Source organism: Stenotrophomonas sp. YJH_SMC_12-1, assembly GCF_059370935.1.
Genome location: NZ_JCAFUD010000002.1, coordinates 437,332 through 462,225, shown reverse-complemented (window position 1 = coordinate 462,225; position 24,894 = coordinate 437,332). Strand labels below are relative to the sequence as shown.

The 24,894-nt window shown below is 67.3% G+C and carries 20 protein-coding genes; 15 read left to right on the top strand and 5 right to left on the bottom strand.

What is annotated here, in order from left to right; genetic code table 11:
• The first annotated feature begins 143 nt into the window (after positions 1 to 143).
• Together mfd and AC5P8Y_RS05685 are read left to right on the top strand one after the other, a co-directional pair.
• Positions 144 to 3,608: a transcription-repair coupling factor gene (mfd, locus tag AC5P8Y_RS05690; RefSeq protein WP_033835530.1), complete on the top strand. Its 3,465-nt coding sequence runs from the start codon at positions 144 to 146 to the stop codon at positions 3,606 to 3,608.
• A 44-nt stretch (positions 3,609 to 3,652) separates the two neighbouring features.
• Positions 3,653 to 4,270, top strand: coding sequence for an HD-GYP domain-containing protein (locus AC5P8Y_RS05685; RefSeq protein WP_033835529.1), 618 nt, complete (start codon positions 3,653 to 3,655; stop codon positions 4,268 to 4,270).
• A 199-nt stretch (positions 4,271 to 4,469) separates the two neighbouring features.
• Here AC5P8Y_RS05685 and AC5P8Y_RS05680 read toward each other — a convergent pair whose 3' ends face one another.
• Both AC5P8Y_RS05680 and gpmA read right to left on the bottom strand, forming a co-directional pair.
• Positions 4,470 to 6,563 carry a M13 family metallopeptidase gene (locus AC5P8Y_RS05680; RefSeq protein ID WP_033834514.1) on the bottom strand — a complete coding sequence of 698 codons (2,094 nt, stop codon included), beginning with the start codon at positions 6,561 to 6,563 and terminating at the stop codon, positions 4,470 to 4,472.
• A 161-nt stretch (positions 6,564 to 6,724) separates the two neighbouring features.
• Positions 6,725 to 7,474: a 2,3-diphosphoglycerate-dependent phosphoglycerate mutase gene (gpmA, locus tag AC5P8Y_RS05675; protein ID WP_033834513.1), complete on the bottom strand. Its 750-nt coding sequence runs from the start codon at positions 7,472 to 7,474 to the stop codon at positions 6,725 to 6,727.
• Between the two features lie 94 nt (positions 7,475 to 7,568).
• On the opposite strand from gpmA, the gene nfi reads away from it, so the two are divergent.
• Positions 7,569 to 8,243, top strand: coding sequence for a deoxyribonuclease V (gene nfi / locus AC5P8Y_RS05670; protein WP_033834512.1), 675 nt, complete (start codon positions 7,569 to 7,571; stop codon positions 8,241 to 8,243).
• Between the two features lie 38 nt (positions 8,244 to 8,281).
• On the opposite strand, the gene AC5P8Y_RS05665 is transcribed toward nfi, so the two are convergent.
• Complete coding sequence (locus AC5P8Y_RS05665) at positions 8,282 to 9,262, bottom strand: cation diffusion facilitator family transporter (protein ID WP_049404787.1); 981 nt, start codon at positions 9,260 to 9,262, stop codon at positions 8,282 to 8,284.
• A 221-nt stretch (positions 9,263 to 9,483) separates the two neighbouring features.
• Between AC5P8Y_RS05665 and AC5P8Y_RS05660 the strand changes: the two genes are divergently transcribed.
• Positions 9,484 to 10,410 carry a hypothetical protein gene (locus tag AC5P8Y_RS05660; protein ID WP_005408676.1) on the top strand — a complete coding sequence of 309 codons (927 nt, stop codon included), beginning with the start codon at positions 9,484 to 9,486 and terminating at the stop codon, positions 10,408 to 10,410.
• A gap of 45 nt (positions 10,411 to 10,455) precedes the next feature.
• Here the strand turns inward: AC5P8Y_RS05660 and AC5P8Y_RS05655 are convergent, their stop codons facing one another.
• Positions 10,456 to 12,705, bottom strand: a complete 2,250-nt coding sequence (locus AC5P8Y_RS05655) for a TonB-dependent siderophore receptor (RefSeq protein ID WP_033834520.1) — start codon at positions 12,703 to 12,705, stop codon at positions 10,456 to 10,458.
• A gap of 257 nt (positions 12,706 to 12,962) precedes the next feature.
• Between AC5P8Y_RS05655 and AC5P8Y_RS05650 the strand changes: the two genes are divergently transcribed.
• Complete coding sequence (locus tag AC5P8Y_RS05650; RefSeq protein ID WP_495201856.1) at positions 12,963 to 14,408, top strand: GGDEF domain-containing protein; 1,446 nt, start codon at positions 12,963 to 12,965, stop codon at positions 14,406 to 14,408.
• 82 nt (positions 14,409 to 14,490) lie between these two features.
• Here AC5P8Y_RS05650 and AC5P8Y_RS05645 read toward each other — a convergent pair whose 3' ends face one another.
• Positions 14,491 to 15,708 (bottom strand): MFS transporter, encoded by a 1,218-nt coding sequence (locus tag AC5P8Y_RS05645; protein ID WP_414486767.1) that lies wholly within the window; start codon positions 15,706 to 15,708, stop codon positions 14,491 to 14,493.
• Between the two features lie 75 nt (positions 15,709 to 15,783).
• Between AC5P8Y_RS05645 and AC5P8Y_RS05640 the strand changes: the two genes are divergently transcribed.
• The 10 genes from AC5P8Y_RS05640 (at position 15,784) to AC5P8Y_RS05595 (ending at position 24,865) form a co-directional block, all read left to right on the top strand.
• Complete coding sequence (locus AC5P8Y_RS05640; protein WP_049404785.1) at positions 15,784 to 16,233, top strand: winged helix-turn-helix transcriptional regulator; 450 nt, start codon at positions 15,784 to 15,786, stop codon at positions 16,231 to 16,233.
• Positions 16,234 to 16,306: 73 nt separating this feature from the next.
• A complete protein-coding gene (locus AC5P8Y_RS05635; protein ID WP_049404782.1) occupies positions 16,307 to 17,434 on the top strand; it encodes a metallophosphoesterase in 1,128 nt (375 codons plus the stop codon).
• A gap of 131 nt (positions 17,435 to 17,565) precedes the next feature.
• Positions 17,566 to 18,249, top strand: coding sequence for a response regulator (locus AC5P8Y_RS05630; protein WP_049404780.1), 684 nt, complete (start codon positions 17,566 to 17,568; stop codon positions 18,247 to 18,249).
• Positions 18,246 to 19,625, top strand: a complete 1,380-nt coding sequence (locus tag AC5P8Y_RS05625) for a sensor histidine kinase (RefSeq protein ID WP_049404778.1) — start codon at positions 18,246 to 18,248, stop codon at positions 19,623 to 19,625. Before AC5P8Y_RS05630 ends, AC5P8Y_RS05625 begins: the two co-directional genes overlap by 4 nt.
• Positions 19,626 to 19,704: 79 nt before the next feature.
• Positions 19,705 to 20,541 (top strand): alpha/beta hydrolase, encoded by an 837-nt coding sequence (locus tag AC5P8Y_RS05620; RefSeq protein ID WP_049404776.1) that lies wholly within the window; start codon positions 19,705 to 19,707, stop codon positions 20,539 to 20,541.
• Position 20,542: 1 nt separating this feature from the next.
• Positions 20,543 to 20,902: an EamA family transporter gene (locus AC5P8Y_RS05615; protein ID WP_049404774.1), complete on the top strand. Its 360-nt coding sequence runs from the start codon at positions 20,543 to 20,545 to the stop codon at positions 20,900 to 20,902.
• Complete coding sequence (locus tag AC5P8Y_RS05610) at positions 20,899 to 21,297, top strand: DMT family transporter (RefSeq protein WP_005408666.1); 399 nt, start codon at positions 20,899 to 20,901, stop codon at positions 21,295 to 21,297. Before AC5P8Y_RS05615 ends, AC5P8Y_RS05610 begins: the two co-directional genes overlap by 4 nt.
• A gap of 10 nt (positions 21,298 to 21,307) precedes the next feature.
• Entirely contained in the window at positions 21,308 to 22,510 is a 1,203-nt protein-coding gene (locus AC5P8Y_RS05605; RefSeq protein WP_049404773.1) for a DegT/DnrJ/EryC1/StrS family aminotransferase, read from the top strand.
• A 174-nt stretch (positions 22,511 to 22,684) separates the two neighbouring features.
• Positions 22,685 to 23,401, top strand: coding sequence for an MtnX-like HAD-IB family phosphatase (locus tag AC5P8Y_RS05600; protein WP_005408664.1), 717 nt, complete (start codon positions 22,685 to 22,687; stop codon positions 23,399 to 23,401).
• 63 nt (positions 23,402 to 23,464) lie between these two features.
• Positions 23,465 to 24,865 carry an aspartate aminotransferase family protein gene (locus AC5P8Y_RS05595; protein ID WP_005408663.1) on the top strand — a complete coding sequence of 467 codons (1,401 nt, stop codon included), beginning with the start codon at positions 23,465 to 23,467 and terminating at the stop codon, positions 24,863 to 24,865.
• The last annotated feature ends 29 nt before the right edge of the window (positions 24,866 to 24,894 follow it).

The window sequence follows — 24,894 nt, the reverse complement described above, 5'->3', positions numbered from 1 at the left end:
CGCCGGGCCCTGCCCGGCCATGCCTCCCGGTAGTGCCGGCCGCTGGCCGGCATTGTGTTCCCCCAACGGCTCGTGAGGCTGCCGGCAAACGGCCGGCACGACCCACCGGGCTTCGATCGGGCTTCTGCTAAAATCCGGGGTCCATGTCGCGTACCTCATACCCCGCCCCGCCGCTGCCGCGCGCCGGCCAGCTCCGCGCCTGGTGGCGCGCCCCCGCCTCGCCGACCGCCCTGGCCTGGTACCTGGCCCAGGCCGCGCGTGCGCATGACGCCCCGCTGCTGGTGATCGCCCGTGACAACCACGGTGCCAACCAGCTCGAAGCCGACCTGCAGACCCTGCTTGGCGGTGACCCGGCCCTGCCGGTGGTCGCCTTCCCGGACTGGGAAACCCTGCCCTACGACCGCTTCAGCCCGCATCCGGACATCATCTCGCAGCGCTTGTCCGCCCTGCACCGCCTGCCGGCGCTGAAGCGCGGCCTGGTGATCGTGCCGGTGCAGACCCTGCTGCAGCAGCTGGCCCCGCGCAGCTACGTGATCGGTGGCAGCTTCGACCTGAAGGTCGGCCAGCGCTTGGACCTGGACGCCGAGAGGCGGCGCCTGGAAAGCGCCGGCTACCGCAACGTGCCGCAGGTGATGGACCCGGGTGACTTCGCCGTGCGCGGTGGCCTGCTCGACGTGTTCCCGATGGGGGCCGACGAGCCCCTGCGGATCGAGCTGCTGGACGAGGACATCGACTCGATCCGCGCCTTCGACCCGGAAACCCAGCGCTCGCTGGACAAGGTCGACGCCGTGCACATGCTGCCCGGCCGCGAAGTGCCGATGGACGAGGCCAGCATCGCCCGCGTGCTGGCCACGCTGCGCGAGCGCTTCGACGTGGACACCCGGCGCAGTTCGCTGTACCAGGATCTGAAGTCCGGGCTGGCCCCGGCCGGCGTCGAGTACTACCTGCCGCTGTTCTTCGAACGCACCGCGACCCTGTTCGACTACCTGCCCGACGGCAGCCTGCCGGTGGTCTGTGCCGGTGCGTATGAAGCGTCCGTCGCGTTCTGGGCGCAGACCGCGGACCGCTATGAGCAGCGCCGCCATGATGTGGAGCGCCCGCTGCTGCCGCCTTCGGCGTTGTACCTGTCGCCGGAGCTGCTGCGCGAGCGCCTGAACGATGCCCCGCGCATCGAGGTGTGGTCGGCTGACCACGCGCGCATCGCCGATGCCCATGCGCTGGGTGACCAGCCGCTGCCGCCGCTGCCGGTGGCCGCGCGCGAGGCCCCCGCTGGCGACGCGCTGAAATCCTTCCTCGGCCACTATCCGGGCCGGGTACTGATCGCCGCCGATTCGCCCGGACGTCGCGAGGCCCTGCTGGAAGTGCTGCAGGCCGCCGAGCTGAAGCCGCCGGTGGTGGCCGACCTGCCCAGCTTCCTCGCCGACGATGCGCGCTTCGCGATCGCGGTGGCACCGCTGGAAGATGGCTTCGCACTGGACGATCCGCGCATCGCGGTGCTGACCGAGCGCCAGCTGTTCCCCGAGCGCGCCGGCAGCACCCGCCGCACGCGCCGTGCCGGCCGCGAGCCGGAAGCGATCATCCGCGACCTCGGCGAACTGACCGAGGGTGCACCGATCGTGCACGAGGACCATGGTGTCGGCCGCTACCGTGGCCTGATCGCGATGGACGTCGGCGGCATGCCCGGCGAGTTCCTTGAAATCGAATACGCCAAGGGCGACCGCCTGTATGTGCCGGTCGCCCAGCTGCACCTCATCAGCCGCTACTCCGGCGCTTCAGCGGAAACCGCGCCGCTGCATTCGCTCGGTGGCGAGCAGTGGAGCAAGGCCAAGCGCAAGGCCGCCGAAAAGGTGCGCGACGTCGCTGCCGAACTGCTGGAGATCCAGGCCCGTCGCCAGGCGCGTGCCGGCCTGGCACTGCAGGTGGACCGTGCGATGTACGAGCCGTTCGCAGCCGGATTCCCGTTCGAGGAAACCCCCGATCAGCTGGCCGCCATCGACGCCACCCTGCGCGACCTCGCCAGCAGCCAGCCGATGGACCGTGTGGTCTGCGGCGACGTCGGCTTCGGCAAGACCGAGGTGGCGGTGCGTGCGGCATTCGCCGCCGCCAGTGCCGGCAAGCAGGTGGCCGTGCTGGTGCCGACTACGCTGCTGGCCGAACAGCATTACCGCAACTTCCGCGACCGCTTCGCCGATTACCCGCTGAAGGTCGAGGTGCTGTCGCGCTTCAAGAGCACCAAGGAGATCAAGGCCGAGCTGGAAAAGGTCGCTGCCGGCACCATCGACGTCATCGTCGGCACCCATCGCCTGCTGCAGCCCGACGTGAAGTTCAAGGACCTGGGCATGGTCATCGTCGACGAAGAGCAGCGTTTCGGCGTGCGTCAGAAGGAAGCCCTGAAGGCGCTGCGCGCCAACGTGCACCTGCTGACCCTGACCGCCACGCCGATCCCGCGCACCTTGAACATGGCCATGGCCGGCCTGCGCGACCTGTCGATCATCGCCACGCCGCCGCCGAACCGGCTGGCGGTGCAGACCTTCATCACCCAGTGGGACAACGCGCTGCTGCGCGAAGCCTTCCAGCGCGAGCTGGCACGTGGCGGCCAGCTGTACTTCCTGCACAACGACGTGGAAAGCATCGGCCGCATGCAGCGCGAGCTGTCCGAGCTGGTGCCGGAAGCGCGCATCGGCATCGCCCACGGGCAGATGCCCGAGCGCGAGCTGGAAAAGGTGATGCTGGACTTCCAGAAGCAGCGCTTCAACGTGCTGCTGTCGACCACGATCATCGAATCGGGCATCGACATCCCCAACGCCAACACCATCATCATCAACCGCGCCGACCGCTTCGGCCTGGCCCAGCTGCACCAGCTGCGTGGCCGCGTGGGCCGTTCGCACCACCGTGCCTACGCCTACCTGATCACCCCCGACCGCCGCGCGATCACCCCCGACGCTGAGAAGCGCCTGGAAGCGATCGCCTCGATGGACGAGTTGGGCGCCGGCTTCACCCTGGCCACGCACGATCTGGAGATCCGCGGTGCCGGCGAACTGCTCGGCGAGGACCAGAGCGGGCAGATGGCCGAGGTCGGCTTCAGCCTGTACACCGAGCTGCTGGAGCGCGCGGTACGCAGCATCAAGCAGGGCAAGCTGCCCGACCTGGATGCCGGCGAGGAAGTGCGTGGTGCCGAGGTCGAGCTGCATGTGCCGGCACTGATCCCGGAAGACTACCTGCCGGACGTGCATACCCGCCTGACCCTGTACAAGCGTATTTCCAGCGCGCGCGACAGCGATGCGCTGCGCGAACTGCAGGTGGAGATGATCGATCGCTTCGGCCTGCTGCCGGATGCGGCCAAGCACCTGTTCGCCATCGCCGAGCTGAAGCTGAAGGCCAATACGCTGGGCATCCGCAAGCTGGACCTGGGCGAAAACGGTGGCCGCATCGTGTTCGAGTCCAAGCCGAACATCGATCCGATGGCGGTGATCCAGCTGATCCAGAAACAGCCAAACCTCTATGCCATGGAAGGGCCCGACAAGCTTCGCATCAAGCATCCGCTGCCGTTGCCGGAGGACCGCTTCAACGCGGCCCGCGCCCTTCTGACCACCCTCGCCCCGGGTTGATCGCCCCCGAATACCCCGCACCGGTCCCCACCCGGTGCGGGCGGATGACCATGTTTCCTGACGCCGTACCCGCCCCCGACCTGCTGCATGCACAGGCCTGCCTGATCGATGCCCTCTCGATGTCGCTGCAGATGCGCGACGCTTACACCCGCCACCATTGCGACCGCGTTGGCCTGCTCGCGCAGCGCCTGGCCACGCACTGCGATCTGGATGACGATGCCAGTGCGCAGATCGGCCTGGCAGCGCGCTTCCATGACATCGGCAAGATCGGCATTCCCGATGAGGTGCTGCTGGCCCCGCGCCGGCATACCGACGAGGAGCGCGCGATCATGCGCGAGCATCCGGTGCGCGGTGAGCATATCTTCCTGGCCACCGGCCGCAGCGATGCGGCACCGGTTGCGCGGCTGATCCGCGCCCATCACGAGGCGTTCGATGGCAGTGGCTATCCCGATGGGCTGCGCGGCGAGAGCATTCCGTTGGGCTCACGCATCGTCACCGTTGCGGATGCCTATGACGCGATGACCAGCGTGCGTCCCTACCGTGCCGCGATGGAGCACGAGACGGCTCTGCGCATCATCGACGAGCAATCCGGTGGCCTGATCGATCCTTACGTTCTGCAACGCTTCCATCGCCTGCTGGCGCAGGAACCTGAGCTGGCCTGAGATCTTCCCGCACGTGAAACGACCCGCCGGTAGAGTCGACTGTTAGTCGACTATCGCGCGCAGCGCGGGATTTTCGCCATCTGTACGAAGAGCAGTCGACTAACAGTCGACTCTACCAGTCGGCGCTGTGCTGCCGGCCTGGAAGACAAAAGGCCCGGCGTTCGCCGGGCCTTTCGCATCACGCATCACGGGTGATCGGTTACCAGATCACCACGCGCTTGTCGTCGGCACGCACCATCGCGTCGCCGGCCTTGCACTGGAACGCCGCAGCGAAGGACGGCATGTTCGACGGTGCACCGTTGGCTCGGAAGTTGGCCGGCGCATGCGGGTCGGTGTTCAGGCGTACGCGCAGCTCACCGTCGGTGAAGTTGCGGCGCCACACGGTGGCCCAGTTCATGAAGAAGCGCTGGTCCTGGCTGTGGCCATCCACTTCCACATTCGCCTTCGGGTCTTCCTTCAGCGCCATCTGCAGTGCGTCGTAGGCCACGGTCAGGCCACCCAGATCGCCGATGTTCTCGCCCAGGGTCAGCTTGCCCTTCACGAACACGCCCGGCACCGACTCGTAGCCATCGAACTGTGCAACCAGCTGGTCGGTACGCTCGGTGAAGGCCTTGCGGTCGGCGTCGGTCCACCAGTTGTCGAAATTGCCGTTGGCGGCGAACTGGCTGCCCGAGTCGTCGTAGCCGTGCATCATTTCGTGGCCGATGACCGCACCGATTCCGCCGTAGTTCAGCGCCGGATCGGCCTTGGCGTCGAAGAACGGCGCCTGCAGGATCGCCGCCGGGAACACGATCTCGTTCTTGGTGGCGTTGTAGTAGGCGTTGACCGTCTGCGGGGTCATGCCCCACTCGGTCTTGTCCACCGGCTTGCCGATCTTGTCGAGCATGTAGCGGTAGTTGAACGCACGCGCCGCCTGCATGTTGCCGAGGTAGCTGTCGCCGTTGGTCTGCAGGCCCGCCCAGTCACGCCACTTGTCCGGGTAGCCGATCTTCGGGGTGAAGCTGGCCCACTTTTCCAGTGCCTTCTTCTTCGTTTCCTCGCCCATCCACGGCAGCTGCTCCAGACGCGCCTTCAATGCCTGCGACAGGTTCTCCACCAGGTGCTGCATGGCCACCTTCGACTCGGCCGGGAACACGGCGTCGACGTACAGCTGGCCCAGCGCTTCACCCATGCCACCGTTGACGGACTCCAGCACGCGCTTCCAGCGCGGCTGCATTTCCTTCTGGCCGCGCAGGGTGGTGCCGTAGAAATCGAAGTTGGCCTTCTCGAACTGGCTGCTCAGGTACGGCGAGGCGTCGTCGATGGTGTGGAAGCGCAGGTAGGCCTGCCAGGTGCTGGCCGGCACATCGGCCAGCATCTTGTCCATTTCACCGAAGAAGCCCGGCTGGGCCAGCGAGAACTTCTGCGCGGCCGGCACTTTCAGGGTGTCGAACAGCGCGGTCCAGCTGAAGTTCGGGGTCAGCTTGTCGGCGTCTGCGGCGCTGAGCGGGTTGTAGCGCTTGGCCGGGTCACGCATTTCGATGCGCGACATCGAGGCCTTGGCCAGGCGGGTTTCAAAGGCCATCACTGCCTTGGCCTGCTCGGCCGCCTGCGCGGCTTCCACGCCGGACAGGGTCAGCACCTGCGCGATGTACGCCACGTAGGCATCGCGGATCTTGGCCTGCGCATCGTCGAAGTAGTAGCCCTTCTCAGGCAGGCCCAGGCCGCCCTGGCCGACGTAGGCGATGACGTTGGCCGAATCCTTGTAATCAGCATTGGCAAACAGCGAGAACAGCACGCCCTTGCCCTCGGCCTGGCTGTCGCGCAGGTACTGGGTGATGGCGGCGGTATCGTTCAGCGCGGTGATCTTGTCCAGCTGCGGCTGCAGCGGCGCGAGGCCGGCGGCTTCGATCTTGGCTTCGTCATTGCCGGTCTTCCAGATGTCACCGATCTTGGCTTCCACCGAGCCGGCCTTGGCCTGGCTGGCGGCGGCCTGCTGCACCAGCGCGTGCTGCACTTCCAGCGAGCGCTCGCGCAGGATCTCGAAGCTGCCCCAGGTGGTCTGGTCACCCGGCACCGGGTTGGCCTTCAGCCACTTGCTGTTGACGAAGCCATTGAGGTCGGTACAGGCCGAGATGGCCGGATCGAGGTCGGCGCTGTTGAGTGAGATCAGCGGCGTCTTGATCTGCGACAGGTCGAAGGCCTGCTTGGCGTCGGCACCGGCCGCCGGTGCGGTTTCGTTCTTGCCACAGGCCGCCAGCGAGGCAGCGATGGCGATGGTCAGGCCCAGCGGGACCAGGTTGCGGACGTTCATGAGGCTCTCCTGCGGGTAATTTCACAGGGTAGCCGGGGAGGCCCTCCACAGGGACCGGCCAAAGGTCACAGGGGGAACGCCCGTGGTCGCAAGCGGGTGTGTGCGGACCGTTGGTCCGCACACACCCAGCAGAAGAATACCCACCAACGGTGGGTATCTACTTATTTCGCCTTGCCCTGGTTGGCCACGGCCTCAGCAGCCTTGCGTGCCGCTTCCGGGTCGCCCAGGTAGCGGAACGACTGCACGGTCAGGTCATCGTTCAGTTCGAACAGCAGCGGGATGCCGGTCGGGATGTTCAGCTCGAGGATTTCCTCGCGCGAGACGTTGTTGAGGTACTTGTACAACGCACGCAGCGAGTTGCCGTGGGCGGTGACCAGCACGGTCTTGCCGTCCTTCAGCTGCGGCGCGATCGCGTCGTGCCAGTACGGCAGCACGCGGTCCAGGGTGGTGGCCAGCGATTCGGTGCCCGGCAGCGCGTTGCGGTCCAGACCGGCGTAACGGCGGTCATGGATCGGGTGGCCCGGATCTTCCAGTTCCATCGGCGGTGGCGGGATGTCGTACGAACGACGCCAGACCTTGACCTGCTCTTCGCCGTGCTTGGCCGCGGTCTCGGCCTTGTCCAGCCCCTGCAGGCCGCCATAGTGCCGCTCGTTGAGGCGCCAGGACTTGTTCACCGGCAGCCAGTCCTGCTGAAGCTCGGCCAGCGCACCCTGCAGGGTGTGGATGGCACGCTTGAGCACCGAGGTGTGGGCGACGTCGAACTGCAGGCCTTCCTCGCGCATCAGGCGACCGGCGGCGGCCGCTTCCCGGCGTCCCTGCTCGGTCAGGTCGACATCGACCCAGCCGGTGAAGCGGTTGTCCAGGTTCCACTGGCTCTGGCCATGGCGCAACAGTACGAGTTTACGGGTCACTGCAGGGTCTCCAACGCGAGGAAAGGCAGGCCGCCATTGTAGCCCCGGCCGCCACTCACCGGGCCGTGGCGCCACCCATGCGATGCTGTGGCCAATGAATACGGTGATCGACCCCGGACGCTGGGAAGGCAGCGTCGCCGCGGCCCGCGCGCAGCAGCTCCAGCTGGCCGGCCGCGTGGAGCGCCAGGACCGCCTGCCCAACGACGTGCGCTGGCTGGCCGGGCTGGATGTGGGCTTTGAGGACAACGGTGCCACCACCCGCGCCGCAGCGGTCCTGCTGGATGCGAAGACATTGCAGCCCGTGGCGCAGGAAATAGCGCGCATTCCCACGGTGATGCCGTACGTTCCCGGCCTGCTCAGCTTCCGCGAGCTGCCAGCGTTGTTGGCCGCGCTGGCACTGCTGCCGCGGGCGCCGGATCTGGTGTTCGTCGATGGCCACGGCATCAGCCATCCGCGCCGGCTGGGCGTGGCCGCGCACTTGGGCGTGGTCACCGACCTGCCGAGCATCGGTGTGGCCAAGTCGAAACTGGTCGGCCGCTTCGTCGAACCGGGCGCCGAAGCAGGCGCGCATACGCCATTGATGGACGGTGACGAGCAGCTCGGCTGGGTGCTGCGCAGCAAGGTGCGCAGCAAGCCGCTGTTCGTGGCCGGCGGCCATCGGGTCAGTGCCGATACCGCGCTGGACTGGGTGCAGCGCACCCTGCGCGGTTACCGGCTGCCGGAGCCGACCCGGTTGGCGGATCGGCTGGCTTCACGTCGGGACGAATAGCTGCGCCGGGCATCTCCCGGCACGCGCGTCATCTTCGATCAGCGATGCACGTGACCGCGATGGCCCTGCGCGTCCTCGCCGTGGTCATGACCTTCATGGCCCTCGTGCTCGCCGCCCTTCACCGGCGCCGGTTCACCACAGGCCTCACCGCAGTGGTCCGCTTCAAGCTGCAGCGTCACGTGCTCGATGCCGAAGTCATCGTGCAGGCGCCCGCTCAGCTCACGGCGCAGCGCATCGGCTTCGGTGCCGTCGCGCATCACGACATGCGCGGTCAGCGCCGGCGTGCTGGAGGCCAGCGCCCACACGTGCAGGTCATGCACGTCCATTACCGCGGCGTGGCTGGACAGGCTGTCGCGCACCTTGGCCACGTCCATGCCCTTGGGCACGCCTTCCAGCAGCACGTTGATCGCCTCGCGCATCAGCACCCAGGTGCGCGGCAACACCCACAGGCCGATCAGCACCGCCAGGATCGGATCGATCGGCTTCCAGCCGGTGAACTGGATCAGCACCGCACCCGCAATCACCGCCACCGAGCCGAGCATGTCCGCCCACACTTCCAGGTAGGCGCCCTTCACGTTGAGACTCTCGCCGCTGCCGGCCTGCAGCAGGCGCATCGAGATCAGGTTGATGACCAGGCCGGCCGAGGCGATCACCAGCATGCCGGTGGAGGCGATCTCCTGCGGCTTGCTGAAGCGCCCGACGGCTTCCCACAGGATGTAGCCGGCAACCACGAACAGCATCGCGCCGTTGATCATTGCGCCCAGCGCTTCCAGGCGCGCATAGCCGTAGGTGCGACGCGCATCCGGCGGGCGCCGGCTCAGCCGCACCGCGACCAGCGCGATCATCAGGGCCAGCGCGTCGGTGGCCATGTGTGCCGCGTCGGACAACAGCGCCAGGCTGTTGGTCCAGAACGCGCCCACCACTTCGACGACGAGGAAGGTGGAGGTCAGGCCGAGCGCCCACCATAAGGGTTTCTCGTGGCGGATCTCGGATGGCAGGTGATCGTGGTCGTGGCCCATGGCAACAGCTCCTTTGCGATGGAGGCAGGCTACGCCGGCGGCCGTGGGGAAACTATCACGGTGTTTATAACATTGCAGACTGCACGTCGCGGCTCGCCGCAGCTTGCGCCCGTGCCGGGCCACACTATGATGACCGCATCCCCTCTGGATGGGGAACGGGCAGCCGGATCGCTTCGGCGTTGCGGCCCGCGATGGACACCCAAGCACAAGGAATCCGGAACATGTGGACTACCAAGACCCCCTGGGTCGCCGTCGCCGTGGCCTGCGCGCTGGGCACGGCCGCAAGCGCCTCGGCCAAGACCTGCCAGCAGAACTTCCAGGCGGTAGGCGATCCCCGCAATGGCCAGTTCTTCACCTCCGAAGTCACCCTCCCCGGCCTGAAGCCCCGCAGCGCCCTGGGCCAGCTGCGCAAGGCAGCGCTTGATGAGGGCAACAACTTCGTCAGCGGAGATGTCATCACCGAGACCGAAGGCCAGATGTACGTGCTGCAGACCGACACCAAGATGCCGCTGGTCAGCATCATCACCGCCTCCAATGGCGGCAACGTGGTGGTCGGTACCAAGCTGTCACGCGGGCAGACCGCCAAGGAAGAGGACGCACGCAGCGCGCTGTGTGGCTGGCTGGACAAGCTCAAGACCGGCCCCGAAGGCGAGGCGATCGCGGAAGCCGTGCGTGTCTCCAGCGGTTTCGACAAGCCGATCCAGGCCACTGCGGTCGGCATGTCCACCGAAATGGGCAAGGACGCCAAGCGGCTGCAGCGGGAAATCAACACCGCACCGCTCAGGGCGCTGTTCTCCGGCACCAGCACCCCGCCGGATACCGATGCGATGTACCAGCCGTTGCTCGTCAAGTATTTCGGCCGTCGTTTCATCATCGATGGCCAGGTGTACACCGCCCAGCCCAACCGCTTTGCCAAGACCTTCGAGGTGGGCTATCTGGTCACCAAGATGAAGGGCATCGGTGGCATCGGCGGACGCCAGTCGAACGACGACAACAATGCCAACTTCACCGTGCACTGTGCGCTTGCGCCGGATCAGATGGCGCTGGGCGCCACCCTGCGCGAGAACGACTGGGTGAAACTGGAAGGCGTGGTCGACAAGATGGACACCGGTGGCGTCCACCTGCGCGATTGCCGGCAGGTGAAGTAGCCTTCAGGCTGCGCCGGGGAACGCCCCGGCGCAGGCCTCATCGGGTCAGAACCCGAAGCGCAGGCTGGCCCAGTACGCGCGGCCCGGCTCGTTGTAGGTCGCCGCGCCGGCATCGCTGCTGTTGGCCTCGCGGAACAGGCGCTTGTCGGCCAGGTTGTTCACGCCGAAGCCGAAGCTGACCGTCTCGGTCACCTTGTAGCGCGCGCTCACGCCCCAGATGTTGTACGCACCGCGATCCTGCAGTGCGATCGATGGGTCGCAGGTGCCGGTGCAGCGCGGATCATTGTTGATGTTGGTGGTGGCCGGCTTCTGCTTGCCGTAGAACGTGCCGGTCAGCAGCAGCGACAGCTTGTCGGTGGCCTTCCAGTCCAGCATCGTGTTGACGGTGTACTTCGGAATCACCGACAGCGGCTGGCCGGTGCGCTTGTTCTCGTTCTCCACCATGTAGGTGAAGTTGTTGCTCCAGTTCAGGCGGTTGCCCTGCTCGCCCAGCAGCGGGATCACCAGGTTGCCTTCCAGCCCCTGCACGATCGCCTTCGGCGCGTTCTCCCAGCGGAAGATGCGGCCCCTGGTGTCGGCAGTCAGGCCGATCTGGGTGTAGCCGGCCTGGATCTTGTCCTTGTAGTCGTTATGGAAGTACGTCAACGAGGCCTGCCAGCCGCTCTGCGGTGCCCACTCGATGCCGAGTTCCTTGTTCAGGCTGGTTTCCGCCTTCAGGTCCGCATTGCCGCGCATGTAGCAGCCGGCGCCCAGGCTCGGCAGTGCATTCGGGCAGCCATTGCCACGGGTGTAATACAGATAGTCCGGATTCGACTGGTACAGGTTCGGCGCCTTGAACGCCCGGGCGATGCCGCCCTTCACCACCCAGTCGCCGTTGATGCGGAACTGCGCGTTGAGGCTGGGGCTGGTGTTGTTGCCGAACTGGCTGTGGTGGTCGAAGCGCAGGCCCGGGGTAACGATCCAGCGCTCACCCAGGTAGATGTTGTCTTCGACGAACACGGCGGTGGTCTGCGCATCGGCCTTGCCCCGCGCACGATCGGCCGACAGCCCCGGGATGCCGCCGCCGCTGCTGCTGGACTGGCTCATCGAGTACGGGTCGGTCAGGCGGCTGTCCAGGTATTCAAAGCCAAGCGTCCAGATGTTCTCGGCACCACCCAGCGTGGTCGGGAAGCTCACTTCGCCGTCCAGCTGGTAGTTGCGCAGTCGCGAGGTCGACCAGCCGGTGCCGTTGAAGCTGCCTTCCGGGCCACCGGCCAGGCCTTCGTTGATGCGTGAGTTGTTCACCGCCTCCACCGCAGCTGTCACCCGCGAGGTCACGTCGCCCCAGCGGCCACGATGGGTGATCGCGCCGGTGTTGCGGTACATGCGGTTGGTCTCCGCTTCGCCCTCGGCCAGTGCCGCCAGGTCAACGCCGGTCGAGGTACCGGTGGTGCTGACCGCGCGATCACCAGCGTAGATGTTGCCCTGGCGGCTGGTGCCGGCTTCGAACTCCACCACCTGGTTGGCGGTCACGTCCCAGCGCAGCAGCGCGTTGACATCGCGGTTCTTGACACCCTCGCGGCCGGCCGGCGGCACCGCGTTGGGGTTGGTAGCGTACTGGCGGTTGAGCTCCAGCGAGTCCGCGTCGGTCTTGTTGAGATTGCCGTACAGGCGGAACGACAGGGTGTCGGTCATCGGCCCACTCAGCTGCAGGCCGACGCGTTCGCTGCCACCTTCGGCGCTGTGTTCGGGCACCAGCCCATACAGGTCCACCGCACCGGTCAGGTCGCCGGTCGGGCGCTTGGTGATGATGTTGACCACGCCGCCGGAGGCACCGGAGCCATAGCGTGCCGCCGCCGGGCCGCGCAGCACTTCGATGCGCTCGATCATTTCCGCCGGCACCCAGTTGGTGTCACCGCGGGTATTGCGCTCGCCGCTGCGCCCCATGCGCACGGCATCGCGTGCGCCGATGCGCTTGCCATCGACCAGGATCAGGGTGTTTTCCGGGCCCATGCCACGCAGGTCGATCTGGCGGTTGTTGCCGTACTGGCCCGAGGCGCTGTTGCCGGTCAGGTTGACGCCCGGCATGGTCCGCAACAGCTCGGCGATGTCGTTGGCTGGCGGGCGCCGGGCGATATCCTCGGCGGTGATGGTCGAGGTACCCAGTGCCTGGCGCGCGATCTGCGAGGCGGTGACGTGCACCGTGTCGATATCGGTGGCGTCGGTTTCGGCCTGGGCGGTCAGGGCGCTGCCGGCCAGCAGAGCGGCAACGGCAAGCGCCAGCGGGCGCGGCGAATGGACAACGGCAGGAGACATGATCAGGACCTTCTGGCAGGGCTGCGGGGCCTCTGGCAAAGGGCTTGAGGCAACGACGAGGGGGGAGGCGGAGCCGTCCTGCAGGCACCTGCAGCCCGCTCCGTGCGCGCATTCTCCCATCAATGCGAGTGATTCTCAAATGCGTTCACTCATTGCCGCAGCGGCGTCGATGTGCTTTGCGCACCGTGCAAGCCTGCACCGCGCGTAAACTGGCCGGCTACCCCGCCATCAACCGTATGCCGCCGCGGCCGATACCCGTGGTTTGCCGTACGCAGTCAGAGATCGACGTAGAACCACCCCAACTGGACGATGCCAGCCAGCCGCTGGCCGAGGCCTGGCAGCAATGCCTGCTACAGGCCGGCCCTGCCGCCACCGCGCTGCTCAAGGCCGCTGCCTCCGATGCCCCACCCGCGCTGGCCCAGCACTTTTACGAAGTGCTGCTGCAGGACGGGCGCGCACGCCGCTTCCTGTCCCACGACCAGGTCAAGCAGCGCCTGCAGCCGGCCATGCAGCGCTGGCTGGTACAGCTGCTGACCACCGACGCCGCTGGCATCGCCACCACGGTCGCCTCGCAGCGGGTGATCGGCGACGTACACGCACGGGTCGGCATCCCGGTCGACCTGGTCACCCGCGGTGCGCGCGTGCTCAAGCACGAGCTGTTCGTGCGCCTGCGCGACGACGCGCCCGACAGCGCGACCGCGTTCGCCGCCATCGCCTGCCTCAGCGCGATCATGGACATCGCCATGGAAGGCATGACCCTGGCCTACACCCATGCGCGCGAGCGCTCCACCCGTGCCGACGCCGCCTACCGGCTGTTCTCGCTGGTACAGAACGTCGGTACCGAACGCGAGCGCCAGCGCGCATTGCTGCTGGACTGGGAGAACGCCCTGCTCTACGCCCTCGCCGGCCACGTGCAGGCCAGCGACAACGCCAGCCTGGCCACCTCGGAGTTCGGCCTGTGGTTCACCCACAAGGGCATCCCCAGCTTCGGCGAAAGCAGCGAAACGCAGCAGGTGGGCCAGTTGATGGCCCGCATTGACGGCCACCTGCAGCGCGCCAGTGGCGATGCTCCGGCGCAGCGACTGGCGGTGCTGCCGGCCATCCGCGAGGACCTGGCCGCCATCCGCACCCTGATGACGCTGCTGTTCGAGCGCATCGGCGAACTGGATGCCGGCAGCGACGCGCTGACCAACCTGCTCAACCGTCGCTTCCTGCCCACCGTGCTGCGCCGGGAAATCGAGCTGGCCACGCGCAACCGCACACCGTTCTCGCTGCTGCTGCTCGACCTGGATCATTTCAAGGCAATCAACGACGGCCATGGCCACGATGCCGGCGACCGTGCGTTGCAGCACGTGGCCGGCCTGCTCGGCCAGCTCACGCGTGGCAGCGACTACCTGTTCCGCTATGGCGGCGAAGAATTCGTGGTGGTGCTGGTGGCGGCCAGCGAATCACAGGCGACCGTGATCGCCGAGAGCCTGCGCCGGCAGATCGCGCAGTCGCCGGTGGCATTGGCCAACGGCCAGGTGCTGGAGCTGACCGCCAGCATCGGCGTGGCCGGCCATGACGGCCACCCGGACTACGAACGGCTGATGGCACGTGCCGACGCGGCGATGTACGAGGCCAAGCGCAGCGGCCGCAACCGCGTGGTGGTCGCCAGAGCGGACCTGCAGGAAGCCCCGGGGCGGCGTGCACTGCAGCGATGACGGCAGGACAGGTAGAGTCGACCGCTGGTCGACTATCGCGCGCAGCGCGGGATTCTTCGCCGTCGGAACGAAGAGCAGTCGCCTAAAAGTCGACTCTACCGGTTCGCGCGCCAGCCGCTGCTTTCACCGCCCCCACCCGCCATGCTGCCCACCACAGCAGCGCCAGCAACGCGATGCCTGCCCCCAGCAGGCACACAGCGGGCCAGCCATGCCGCACCTGCATCCAGGGCCCCGCCGCCGCTCCCGCACCGCTGCCCACCGCATAGAACAGCATGTACAACGCCACCAGGCGCCCATGCTGTTCTGCCGGTGCACGCAGCAACGATGCCTGGTTCGAGACATGCAGTGCCTGGCCGCCCAGGTCGAGCACGACCACACCCAGCAACAGCAAGGACAGCGAATGCGGCAGGCCCAGCAGCGGCCACCACGCGACCAGCATCAACAACAGCGCGCCGAGGCTGACCCGATGCGCGAAACCACGGTCCATCCAGTGTCCGACCCGCGCCGCCATCAGCGCACCGACCACGCCGGCCAGGCCGAGCGCGCCGATGGTTGCGGTCGACCAGTGCAGCGGCGGTGCCGACAGCGGCAAGGGTGCCGCCGCCCAGAACACATTGAGGCCGGCAAACAGCAGCAATGCCAGCGGCCCGCGCTCGCGCAGCATTCGATCGCGGCGCAGCATGCCCAGCATCGAGCCCAGCAGCTCGCGCCAGCGTGGAGGGACCGACGGCACCGGTACTGCGGGCAGGCGCCGCCACAGCAGCGCCGCCAACGCTGCCATCACCACCGCTGACAGCAGGTAGACCCTCTGCCAGCCAAAGGCCGCCGCCACCGTACCGGACACCACGCGCGCCAGCAGCAGGCCGATGAACACGCCGCCCTGCACCACACCGACCACGCGACCGCGCTGCTCGGGCGGTGCCAGCATGGCGGTATAGGCAATCAGGCCCTGGGTCAGCGCGGTGCCCAGCAGGCCTGCCAGCAGCATGCCCGACAACAGCCAGCTCGCCGTGCGTGACGCCGCCAGCCACAACAGGGCCAGCACCAGCGCGATCAACTGCAGCCGCAGCAGGCGTCGCCGGTCGCCGCGGTCCGCCAGCGGCAGCAGGCCAAGCAACGCCAGCACGCTGCCGGCCTGGGTGGCAGCCAGCACTGCGCCGGCCACGGCCCGGTCCATCGCAAAGGCGCGTGCAAGCTGATCCAGCAGCGGCTGCGCGTAGTAGACGTTGGCGACGCTGGCGCCGGCGGCAGCCGCAAGCAGGACCAGCAGCGGGCGGGGAAGCGATGTGGCACTCATCATATGGTTGCAATTTGAAACCAGATGCAGGCTATCGCCATTGGTTTTAAACTGCAACCACATTCGGAGATACCCAGCATGCACGCCGACAGCCCCTGCCCTGTAGCCCGCAGTGCCGACCTGCTCGGTGACCGCTGGGCATTGCTGGTGATCCGCGACGCCTTCGACGGCATCACCCGCTTCGGTGATTTCCAGCGCAGCCTCGGCGCGGCGCGCAACATCCTCAGCGACCGCCTGCGCCGGCTGGTCGAGGCCGGCATCCTGCAGCTGCAGCCAGCCTCCGATGGATCGGCCTACCAAGAGTACGTGCTCACCGCCGCAGGCCTGGAACTGTTCCCGCTGCTGGTCGCACTGGGCCAGTGGGGGGAGCGCCATCGCTTCGGTGCAGGCGAAGCCCATTCGCAGCTGATCGAATTGGCGACGCGGCGGCCGCTGCCCTACATGCAGCCGCGCGGGCGCGATGGCCAGCCGCTTCAGCCCACTGCCACCCGCGTGCGCAAGCTCAAGGACGACGGGCGCGACACCTGATCCGCCCATTCGCGCACACCGACGGACGCCCGCGCCGGTTAGCATCGGATCTTTCCGCCGCTGGATGCCGCCGATGTCGCGCTGTCGCCCTTCCCTGCTGACCGCCCTGCTGTTGCCGCTGCTGGCCTGCGCCACAGCAACCACGCAGGCCCGTGAGGTTGCCGCGCCCGCCGACCACGTGCAGGCCGATGGCCCCTATGTGTTCCGCCAGGGCAACCAGCTGCAGGCCAGTTGGATCTGCGACGACAAGGTCGAGTCGCACACACTTGCCACGCAGGCCGCAGGCGCCGACATCGCCCCGCGTTGTGGCTACGAACACAGCGTGCACGTGGCCGCCCCGAATGCGCCTTCGGTCTCCGTGCTGCCGGCCGTGCCGCGCATCGTGGCGCTGTCCGACATCCACGGCCAGTACGAGCTGCTGGTGCGCCTGCTGCGTGCCCACCAGGTCATCGACGCACAGGACCGCTGGGCGCTGGGCAAGGACACCCTGGTCATCGCCGGCGATGTGTTCGACCGCGGCCCGCAGGTAACCGAAGCCTTCTGGCTGCTGTATGGCCTGCAGCAGCAGGCGGCCGCCGCCGGCGGCGCGGTGCACTTCGTGCTCGGCAACCACGAGACCATGGTGCTGTACGACGACCTGCGCTACGTCAACCCGAAATACCTGCGCAGCGCCCAGCTGCTCGGTCGCAGCTACCCGCAGCTGTATGGCGCCGACTCGGTAATCGGCCAGTGGCTGCGCACCCGCCCGGTGCTGCTGAAGATCGGCGATAGCCTGTTCCTGCACGGCGGCATCTCGCCCGAGGCGGTGCAGCTGGCGCTGGACCCGGCACGCACCAACGCGGCCTATCAGGCCTCGCTGGGCCTGCCCAAGGCCGAAGTGAAGGCCGACCCGGCCACCGCACCGCTGTACGACGGCAAGACCAGCCCGATCTGGTACCGCGGCTATTTCGATGGCCGCCTCGACACCGCGGGTGTGCAGGCTGTGCTCGACCGCCTGCAGCTCAAGCGCATCGTGGTTGGCCATACCTCGATGCCGCACGTCAGCAGCTTCCACGGCGACCGCGTGATCGCCATCGACAGCAGCATCAAGAACGGCGAGAACGGCGAACTGCTGTTCATCGAGGGTGGCAAGCTCAGCCGTGGCCTGCTGGATGGTTCGCGGGTGCCGCTGGCGCTCGGTGAGCCGGGCCTGCAGGACTGAATGGAGGGACAGCGCGACGGTGCCGGGAGGTGCCGACGCGCTCCACCTGCAGCCGGTTTGCGGCTACCCTCGGCAGCCGAGAGGCCCACCCCGTCCATCCGGTGGGCCTGACCGTTACAGGAGCCCCGCGCATGCGCGTTCTGATTGCTGAAGACGACCCGGATATCGCCTCCGGCCTGTGCGCCTCGCTGCGCCGGCAGGGGCACGTGGTCGACCACGTCGACAACGGTGCGCACGCCGATGCTGCATTGGGCTCGACGCAGTACGCGCTGCTGGTGCTGGACCTGGGGCTGCCGCAGCTGGATGGCCGCGACGTGCTGCAGCGCCTGCGCCAGCGCGGTGATGGCCTCGCAGTGCTGGTGGTGACCGCCCGTGACGGCCTGGCCGAGCGCGTGCGTGTGCTCGACCTGGGTGCCGATGACTACCTGGTCAAGCCGTTCGCGCTGGACGAGTTCGAAGCGCGCGTGCGCGCCCAGCTGCGCCGGGTCACCAGCAATGGCAACCCGGACCTGCGCATCGGCCGCCTTCGCATCGACCTGGCCGGGCATCGGGTGTGGATCGACGACCAGTCGCTGGAACTGACCGCACGCGAGTTCGGCCTGCTGTCGGCACTGGCAGTGCGCGCCGAGCGCATCGTGTCACGCGCGCAGTTGGTGGAAGCGCTGTGCGACTGGGGCCAGGACCTGACCGACAACGGCCTGGACATCGCCCTGCACCGCCTGCGCCGCAAGCTGCAGCCCGGCGGCATGGGCATCCGCACCGTGCGCGGGCTGGGCTACATGCTGGAAGACGCGCAGGACAACAGCACCCCGTGATCAGTGGACCGCCCAGCCTGCGCCGGCGCCTGCTCGCCTTCCTGGCGCTGCCGATGCTGGGTCTGCTCACCTTCAACACGATCCTGGCCTATTACGTTGCGCTGGACTATTCCAACCGCATCCACGACCGCAACCTGATCGACGACACGCATTCGTTCGCGCAGATGCTGAGCACCATGCCGGTGACCAGCGACCTGTCGCCGCAGGCGCGCTTCCTGATCGAGTACGACCCCGACGGCCATCGCTACTTCAACGTCGACAGCAGCCGCATGGGGACGCTCAGCGGCAATGCCGACTTCAGCCCGTATGCCCCTTCGCAGGACTGCACCGGCGTGCATCCGGCCCTGTACGACGGCAACCTCAATGGCCAGCAGGTGCGCATGGCCACGGTCTGCACGCAGGCGATGAACGATCCGCAGGACCAGCTGGCGGTGACCGTGGCCGAGAGCATGGCCGACCGCCGACAGCGCGCGCGCGAGATCCTGATGATCATCATCCCGCTGATGACCATGCTGGCGCTGGGCACCGCAGCGCTGGTCTGGTTCGGCGTGACCTACGGCCTGCGCATCCTCACGCCACTGAGGACCCGCCTGGCGCAGCGCCGTGGCGAACTGGCACCGATTTCCGATGCCGACGTACCGGAAGAGATCCAGCCACTGATCAGCACCATCGACGATCTGTTTGCCCGCCAGGCGGAAATGATCACCCTGCAGAACCGCTTCATTGCCGATGCCGCGCACCAGCTGCGTTCGCCGCTGGCGGGCATGGCCCTGCACGTGGACCAAGCTCTGGCACACGGTGATCCCGATACGGTGCGCGAGGCGCTGCAGCACATCCGCCGGCTCAACCAGCGCACTGCCCGGGTCAGCACCCAGCTGCTGGCGCTGAGCCGGGCGCAGACCGTGCCCGATACCGTGGAAGCACTGGACCTGGGCGAGCTGGTGCCGCAGTGGGTTGGCATGCGCGTGCCGGAAGCGATCCGCGATGGCATCGACCTCGGCTACCGCGGCAGCCCCCATCCGCTGCGTGTGCTCGGCAACGGCGCCATGCTGCAGGAGGCGCTGGACAACCTGATCGACAACGCCCTGCGTTATGCCGGCCGCAATGCCACCGTCACGGTGGGCGTGCATGCGCTGGACGACAATGATGTCGAACTCTATGTGGAAGACAACGGCCCCGGCGTGCCCGACGACGTGATGCCACGGCTGGGCGAGCGCTTCTTCCGGGCGCCGGGCACCGCTGCCAGCGGCACCGGCCTCGGCCTGGCCATCGCGCACGAGGCGGTAGAGCACTTCGGCGGCCGCCTGAGCTTCCTCAACCGCCCGGGCGGGGGGCTCAAGGTCGCCATCACGCTGCCGCTGCTGAAGGCCCCCTGACCCGGCCCGGCGCGCTGAAAGGCTGGTGAAAATCGCGCTTGCGATCCTGCCATCCCCACTGCCGTCCCGGAGCCGCCAGGTGACCGAATCGCACGACTTCTTCCTCCCCGGTGGCCCCCAGGGCGTGCTGCTGGTCCATGGCCTGACCGGCACCCCGGCGGAAATGCGCATGCTGGGCAAGGGGCTGAACAATGCCGGCTTCACCGTCCACGGCGTGCAACTGCCCGGCCATTGCGGCACCGTGGATGACCTGCTGGCGACCACCTGGGAACAGTGGTACCAGGGCGTGGAAGATGCGGCGGCCGCCCTGCGCGGCAAGGTCGACCAGCTGTTCGTGGGTGGCCTGTCGATGGGCGCGGTACTCTCGCTGGCGTTGGCGGCACGTCGCCCGGAGTGGGTGTCCGGCGTGGGCGTGTACGGCGCCACTTTCCGTTACGACGGCTGGAACATTCCCGCCGTGGCCCGCTTCTCGTTCCTACTGCCGTGGTTCAAGCGCTTCAACATCGGCCGCGACCGCATGTTCATGGAAGAACCGCCGTACGGCCTGCGCGACGAGCGCCTGCGCGCGCAGGTCAGCGCCGCAATGCTGTCCGGCGACAGCGCGGCTGCCGGCCTGCCGGGCAACCCCTGGCATGCGCTGGCCGAGATGCGTGCGCTGAGCAACTGGACCCGCCGCCACCTGCACCAGGTCATCGCACCGTGCCTGGTGATGCACGCCCGCGAAGACGATGTGGCCAGCATGGGCAACGCTGAGCTGGTGATGTCGCGGGTCAGCGGCCCGAAGGAACTGGTGGTGCTGGAAGACAGCTACCACATGATCACCATCGATCGCGAACGCCGCGATGTGATCCGTCGCAGCGCGCGCTTTTTCACCGAGATCGGTGAACGCACGGGCGTGCTCAAGGCGGTGGCCTGAGATGGGGGCACTCGCCACCCTGCTGTGGCTGGCCAATGTGGTACTCGATACCGGTGGCCAGCTCGCCTTCAAGGCCGCCGCCAGCGATCCGCAGGAAGGTGAAGGTCTGCAACGCTGGAAATACATGCTCAGCCGCCCTTGGCTGTGGATCGGCATCGCCTGCTACGTGCTCGAGTTCGTGGCCTGGATTGCGTTCCTGTCGCTGGTGCCGCTGTCCGAGGGCGTGCTGCTGGGCTCGATCAACATCGTTGCGTTGATGATCGCCGGTCGTTTCCTGTTCCGCGAGAAGCTCACGCCGCTGCGGGTGGCCGGCATGCTGCTGGTCACCGCGGGCGTGGCGGTGGTGGGGGCCGGCTCATGAGGCGCCTGTATGTGATCGGTTTCCCGCTGCTGATGGCCTTCGACACGCTGGCCCAGCTGTGCTTCAAGTACGCCGGTGACGCCGCGCTGCCGGTCGAGGCCAACACCGCCTGGCTGCTGCGCGTGCTGTCGCAGCCGTGGGTGTACGGCGCCATCCTCGGCTACGTGGGCGCGTTCTTCACCTGGATGAGCCTGCTGCGCCATGCGCCGATCGGCCCCGCGTTTGCCGCCTCGCACCTGGAAGTGATCAGCGTGCTGCTGCTGTCGGCGTGGCTGTTGAACGAGCCGCTGACCCTGCACCATCTGTTAGGTGCGGTACTGATCGTGGCCGGCATCGTCTGCCTCGGCCGCGCTGAAGCGGACGACCCGCACAGTCCCGCCGAAAGCGCGTCGTGAGCGGGCTGCGATGAGCCTGTTCGCGCGCGAACTGCCACCTACCGCTGGCCTGCCGATTCAGGCCAGCGATTTCCTGCCCGGTGGTGGCGACCTGCGCGAAGTCCTGGCCAGCCAGCTCGCCACACCGCCACTGCAGCTGACCTGTTCCGGCACGCACGCGCTGCTGATCGCGCTGCGTACGCTGCGCAAGCGCGCGCCAAGGCGCGACACCGTGATCATGCCGGCCTATACCTGCCCGCTGGTGCCGATCGCGGTGCACAGCCTGGGCCTGCGCGTGCAACTGTGCGATACCCGTCGTGGTCACTTCGACTTTGATCCCGGCCAGCTCAGGCGTCTGGCCGATGCGCGCACGCTGGCGATCCTGCCGACCCACCTGGGCGGGCGCATCGCCGATGTCGAACTGGCCTGCGAAGTCGCCCGCAACGCCGGCGCCTGGGTGATCGAGGACGCCGCACAGGCACTCGGCGCACGGGTCGGCAACAGCAGTGTCGGCCTGCGTGGCGATATCGGATTCTTCAGCCTGGCTGCTGGCAAGGGCCTGAGCCTGCATGAAGGCGGCCTGCTGGTCAGCCGTGACGACGAACTGCGTGCCGGGCTGGCCGAACATGCCGTCCAGCACGTTCGCCCCAGCCTGCGCTGGGAGCTGCTGCGCAGCGTGCAGTTGATCGGCCTTGCTGCCTGCTATCGCCCTTCGCTGCTGTCGCTGGTGTATGGCAATCCATTGCGCAGTGCGCTTCAACGCGACGATCTGGAAGAAGCGGTCGGTGACATTTTCCCGCTTGATATACCGCAGCACCGGGTCAGCCACTGGCGGCAGAACATCGGCGCGCGTGCCGCGTGGCGCTTGCCGGCGTTCCTGCAGGCCGGTCGCCTGCGTGCGTTGCAGCTGCGCGTGCAGCTGGCACAGCTGCCAGCCGTTGAGGTGGTCGACGGCCTCGCCGGCAGCGGTGGCACCTGGCCACTGCTGATGCTGCTGCTGCCCAGCCAGCGCGCCCGCGATGCCGTGCTGAAGGACCTGTGGCCACGTGGTCTCGGCGCCAGCCGCATGTTCATCCATGCCCTGCCCGGCTACGCGTACCTGCGCGGCATCGTGCCGCAGGACGACATGCCCAATGCACGCGACTTCGCCGCACGCATGCTGACCCTTGGCAACAGCGCCTGGCAGACCCGCGAAGAGACTGCCGAAATACTGCAGGTCCTGGCCCGCGCCTGACCCGAACGTGCACGCGTGGCCTGCCCTCCGCGCATTCATCCGTGCACCTTCCTGAACGTTTTCCCAGCCTGTCAGAAGAGCCTTTCAACAGGAAAGGAACGAGAAAGGCGGCCTGCCTACATTGAGCCTGCCCCGGCATCGGGCCGGGCGTTTCTTTCATCGACGGACCTGCCCATGCACTGGAGCATCCTGTGTGACTTCGACGGCACCATCAGCCTCGAAGATGTCATCGACTCGCTGCTGGAAAAGTACGGCCAGCCGGGCTGGCAGGAACTGGAAGACCAGTGGAAAGCGGGAAAGATCGGCTCGCGTGAATGCATGCAGGGCCAGGTGCGGCTGCTGAAACTGGACCCGGCCACGCTCGACGCCCATCTGGACCAGGTACAGATCGATCCGGGCTTCGCCGCCTTTGTCAGCCGTGCCGAACAGCTGGGCCTGCCGCTGCGGATCGTCAGTGACGGCCTGGACTATGCGATCCACCGCATCCTGGCCAACCACGGCCTGTCGCAGCTGCCGGTGGTGGCCAACCACCTGCGCTGGTGCGAAGACCATTGGGAACTGGAGTCGCCCTACCAGGCCGAAGGCTGCCGCAGTGGCACCTGCAAGTGCACCTGCGCCGCGCAGGCGCGCGCCAACGAAGCACCGCGCGTGCTGATGATCGGTGACGGCAGCTCGGATTTCTGCGTGTCCGAAGACGCCGACTTCGTGTTCGCCAAGCGCCGCCTGATTACCCATTGCACGAATGCCGGCATCGAGCATGCCGCCATCGACACCTTCCACGATGCAGTCGCACTGTTGCCGCGCCTGCTCGATGGCAGCCTGCTGCAGCCACGTCGCATCGACGCCCGCCCGCAGCCCGCCGCACTGCCCCCACTGCTGGCCACCGCCTGAGCACTCCCTCCAAGCACGCTCCCCCGTCGCCCCTTTCGAACGTCCTTCACGGAACCGAACTGCATGAACATTTTTGACAAGAACGCCGACGCCGCTGCCTCCGACGCGCAGCTGCTGGCCGACGAAGCCCGCTACAGCTCCTTCGGCGATACCGTCCACTACGTCGACCCGCCGAAGATCTTCCAGCGCGGCGAAGGCAGCTACATGTTCGACGGTGCGGGCGTGCCCTACCTCGATCTGCAGATGTGGTACTCGGCCTGCAACTTCGGCTACAGCAACAAGCGCCTGAATGACGCGCTGAAGGACCAGATCGACACCCTGCCGCAGGTCGCCAGCCAGTACCTGCATCCGACCCGCGTGCAGCTGGCCAAGACCATTGCCGTGGACATGCACGAAAAGTTCGGCCTCGACGGTCGCGTGCATTTCAATGTCGGCGGCGCGCAGGCCATTGAAGACTCGCTGAAGATCGTGCGCAACGCGCGCGGCGGCAAGAGCCTGATGTTCGCCTTCGAAGGCGGCTACCACGGCCGCACCCTGGGTGCCTCGTCGATCACCTCCAGCTACCGCTACCGCCGCCGCTACGGCCACTTCGGCGAGCGCGCGATGTTCATCCCGTTCCCGTACCCCTTCCGTCGCCCGAAGGGCATGACCCCGGACGAGTATTCCGACCACTGCGTGTGGCAGTTCGAACGCCTGTTCGAAAGCGAATACAACGGCGTGTGGGATCCCAAGGTCGGCCAGGCCGAGTACGCTGCGTTCTACGTCGAGCCGATCCAGGGCACCGGCGGCTATGTCATCCCGCCGCGCAACTTCTTCACCGGCCTCAAGCGCGTGCTGGACAAGTACGGCATCCTGATGGTGGTCGATGAGATCCAGATGGGCTTCTGGCGTACCGGCAAGCTGTGGTCGATCGAGCACTTCGGCGTGACCCCGGACGTGCTGGTGTTCGGCAAGGCGCTGACCAACGGCCTGAACCCGCTGTCCGGCCTGTGGGCACGCGAAGAGCTGATCAACCCGACCGTGTTCCCGCCGGGTTCCACCCACTCCACCTTCAACTCCAACCCGCTGGGCACCCGCCTGGGCCTGGAAGTGTTGAAGCTGGGCAAGGAAATGGACTACGAGCGCACCGTGCCGGAAAAGGGCGCATACTTCCTCGACGGCCTGCGTGGCCTGCAGAAGCGTCACCCGGAAATCGGCGACGTCGACGGCTTGGGCCTGGCCCTGCGCGCCGAAATCTGCCAGGCCGACGGCTACACCCCGAACAAGGAACTGCTGGACCGCATGGTCGACATCGGCCTGGCCGGTGACCTCCTGCACGACGGCAAGCGCATGGGCCTCGTGCTCGACGTAGGTGGCTGGTACAAGAACGTGATCACCTTCGCGCCGTCGCTGGACATCAGCTACGAAGAGATCGACCTGGCGATCACCCTGCTCGACCAGGCGCTGACCAAGGCCAAGGGCTGAGACTGGATGGGCTGCCGGTTCCCGTGCCG

Bases quoted from the DNA above. Each gene is read 5' to 3' on its own strand.
- AC5P8Y_RS05635 (WP_049404782.1), top strand. From the start codon at position 16,307: ATGTCGCGCTGTCGCCCTTCCCTGCTGACCGCCCTGCTGTTGCCGCTG.
- AC5P8Y_RS05610 (WP_005408666.1), top strand. From the start codon at position 20,899: ATGAGGCGCCTGTATGTGATCGGTTTCCCGCTGCTGATGGCCTTCGAC.
- AC5P8Y_RS05645 (WP_414486767.1), bottom strand. From the start codon at position 15,708: ATGATGAGTGCCACATCGCTTCCCCGCCCGCTGCTGGTCCTGCTTGCG.
- AC5P8Y_RS05665 (WP_049404787.1), bottom strand. From the start codon at position 9,262: ATGGGCCACGACCACGATCACCTGCCATCCGAGATCCGCCACGAGAAA.
- AC5P8Y_RS05595 (WP_005408663.1), top strand. From the start codon at position 23,465: ATGAACATTTTTGACAAGAACGCCGACGCCGCTGCCTCCGACGCGCAG.
- AC5P8Y_RS05605 (WP_049404773.1), top strand. From the start codon at position 21,308: ATGAGCCTGTTCGCGCGCGAACTGCCACCTACCGCTGGCCTGCCGATT.
- AC5P8Y_RS05630 (WP_049404780.1), top strand. From the start codon at position 17,566: ATGCGCGTTCTGATTGCTGAAGACGACCCGGATATCGCCTCCGGCCTG.
- AC5P8Y_RS05685 (WP_033835529.1), top strand. From the start codon at position 3,653: ATGACCATGTTTCCTGACGCCGTACCCGCCCCCGACCTGCTGCATGCA.
- AC5P8Y_RS05615 (WP_049404774.1), top strand. From the start codon at position 20,543: ATGGGGGCACTCGCCACCCTGCTGTGGCTGGCCAATGTGGTACTCGAT.
- AC5P8Y_RS05660 (WP_005408676.1), top strand. From the start codon at position 9,484: ATGTGGACTACCAAGACCCCCTGGGTCGCCGTCGCCGTGGCCTGCGCG.
- mfd (WP_033835530.1), top strand. From the start codon at position 144: ATGTCGCGTACCTCATACCCCGCCCCGCCGCTGCCGCGCGCCGGCCAG.
- AC5P8Y_RS05680 (WP_033834514.1), bottom strand. From the start codon at position 6,563: ATGAACGTCCGCAACCTGGTCCCGCTGGGCCTGACCATCGCCATCGCT.
- AC5P8Y_RS05600 (WP_005408664.1), top strand. From the start codon at position 22,685: ATGCACTGGAGCATCCTGTGTGACTTCGACGGCACCATCAGCCTCGAA.
- AC5P8Y_RS05655 (WP_033834520.1), bottom strand. From the start codon at position 12,705: ATGTCTCCTGCCGTTGTCCATTCGCCGCGCCCGCTGGCGCTTGCCGTT.
- AC5P8Y_RS05640 (WP_049404785.1), top strand. From the start codon at position 15,784: ATGCACGCCGACAGCCCCTGCCCTGTAGCCCGCAGTGCCGACCTGCTC.
- nfi (WP_033834512.1), top strand. From the start codon at position 7,569: ATGAATACGGTGATCGACCCCGGACGCTGGGAAGGCAGCGTCGCCGCG.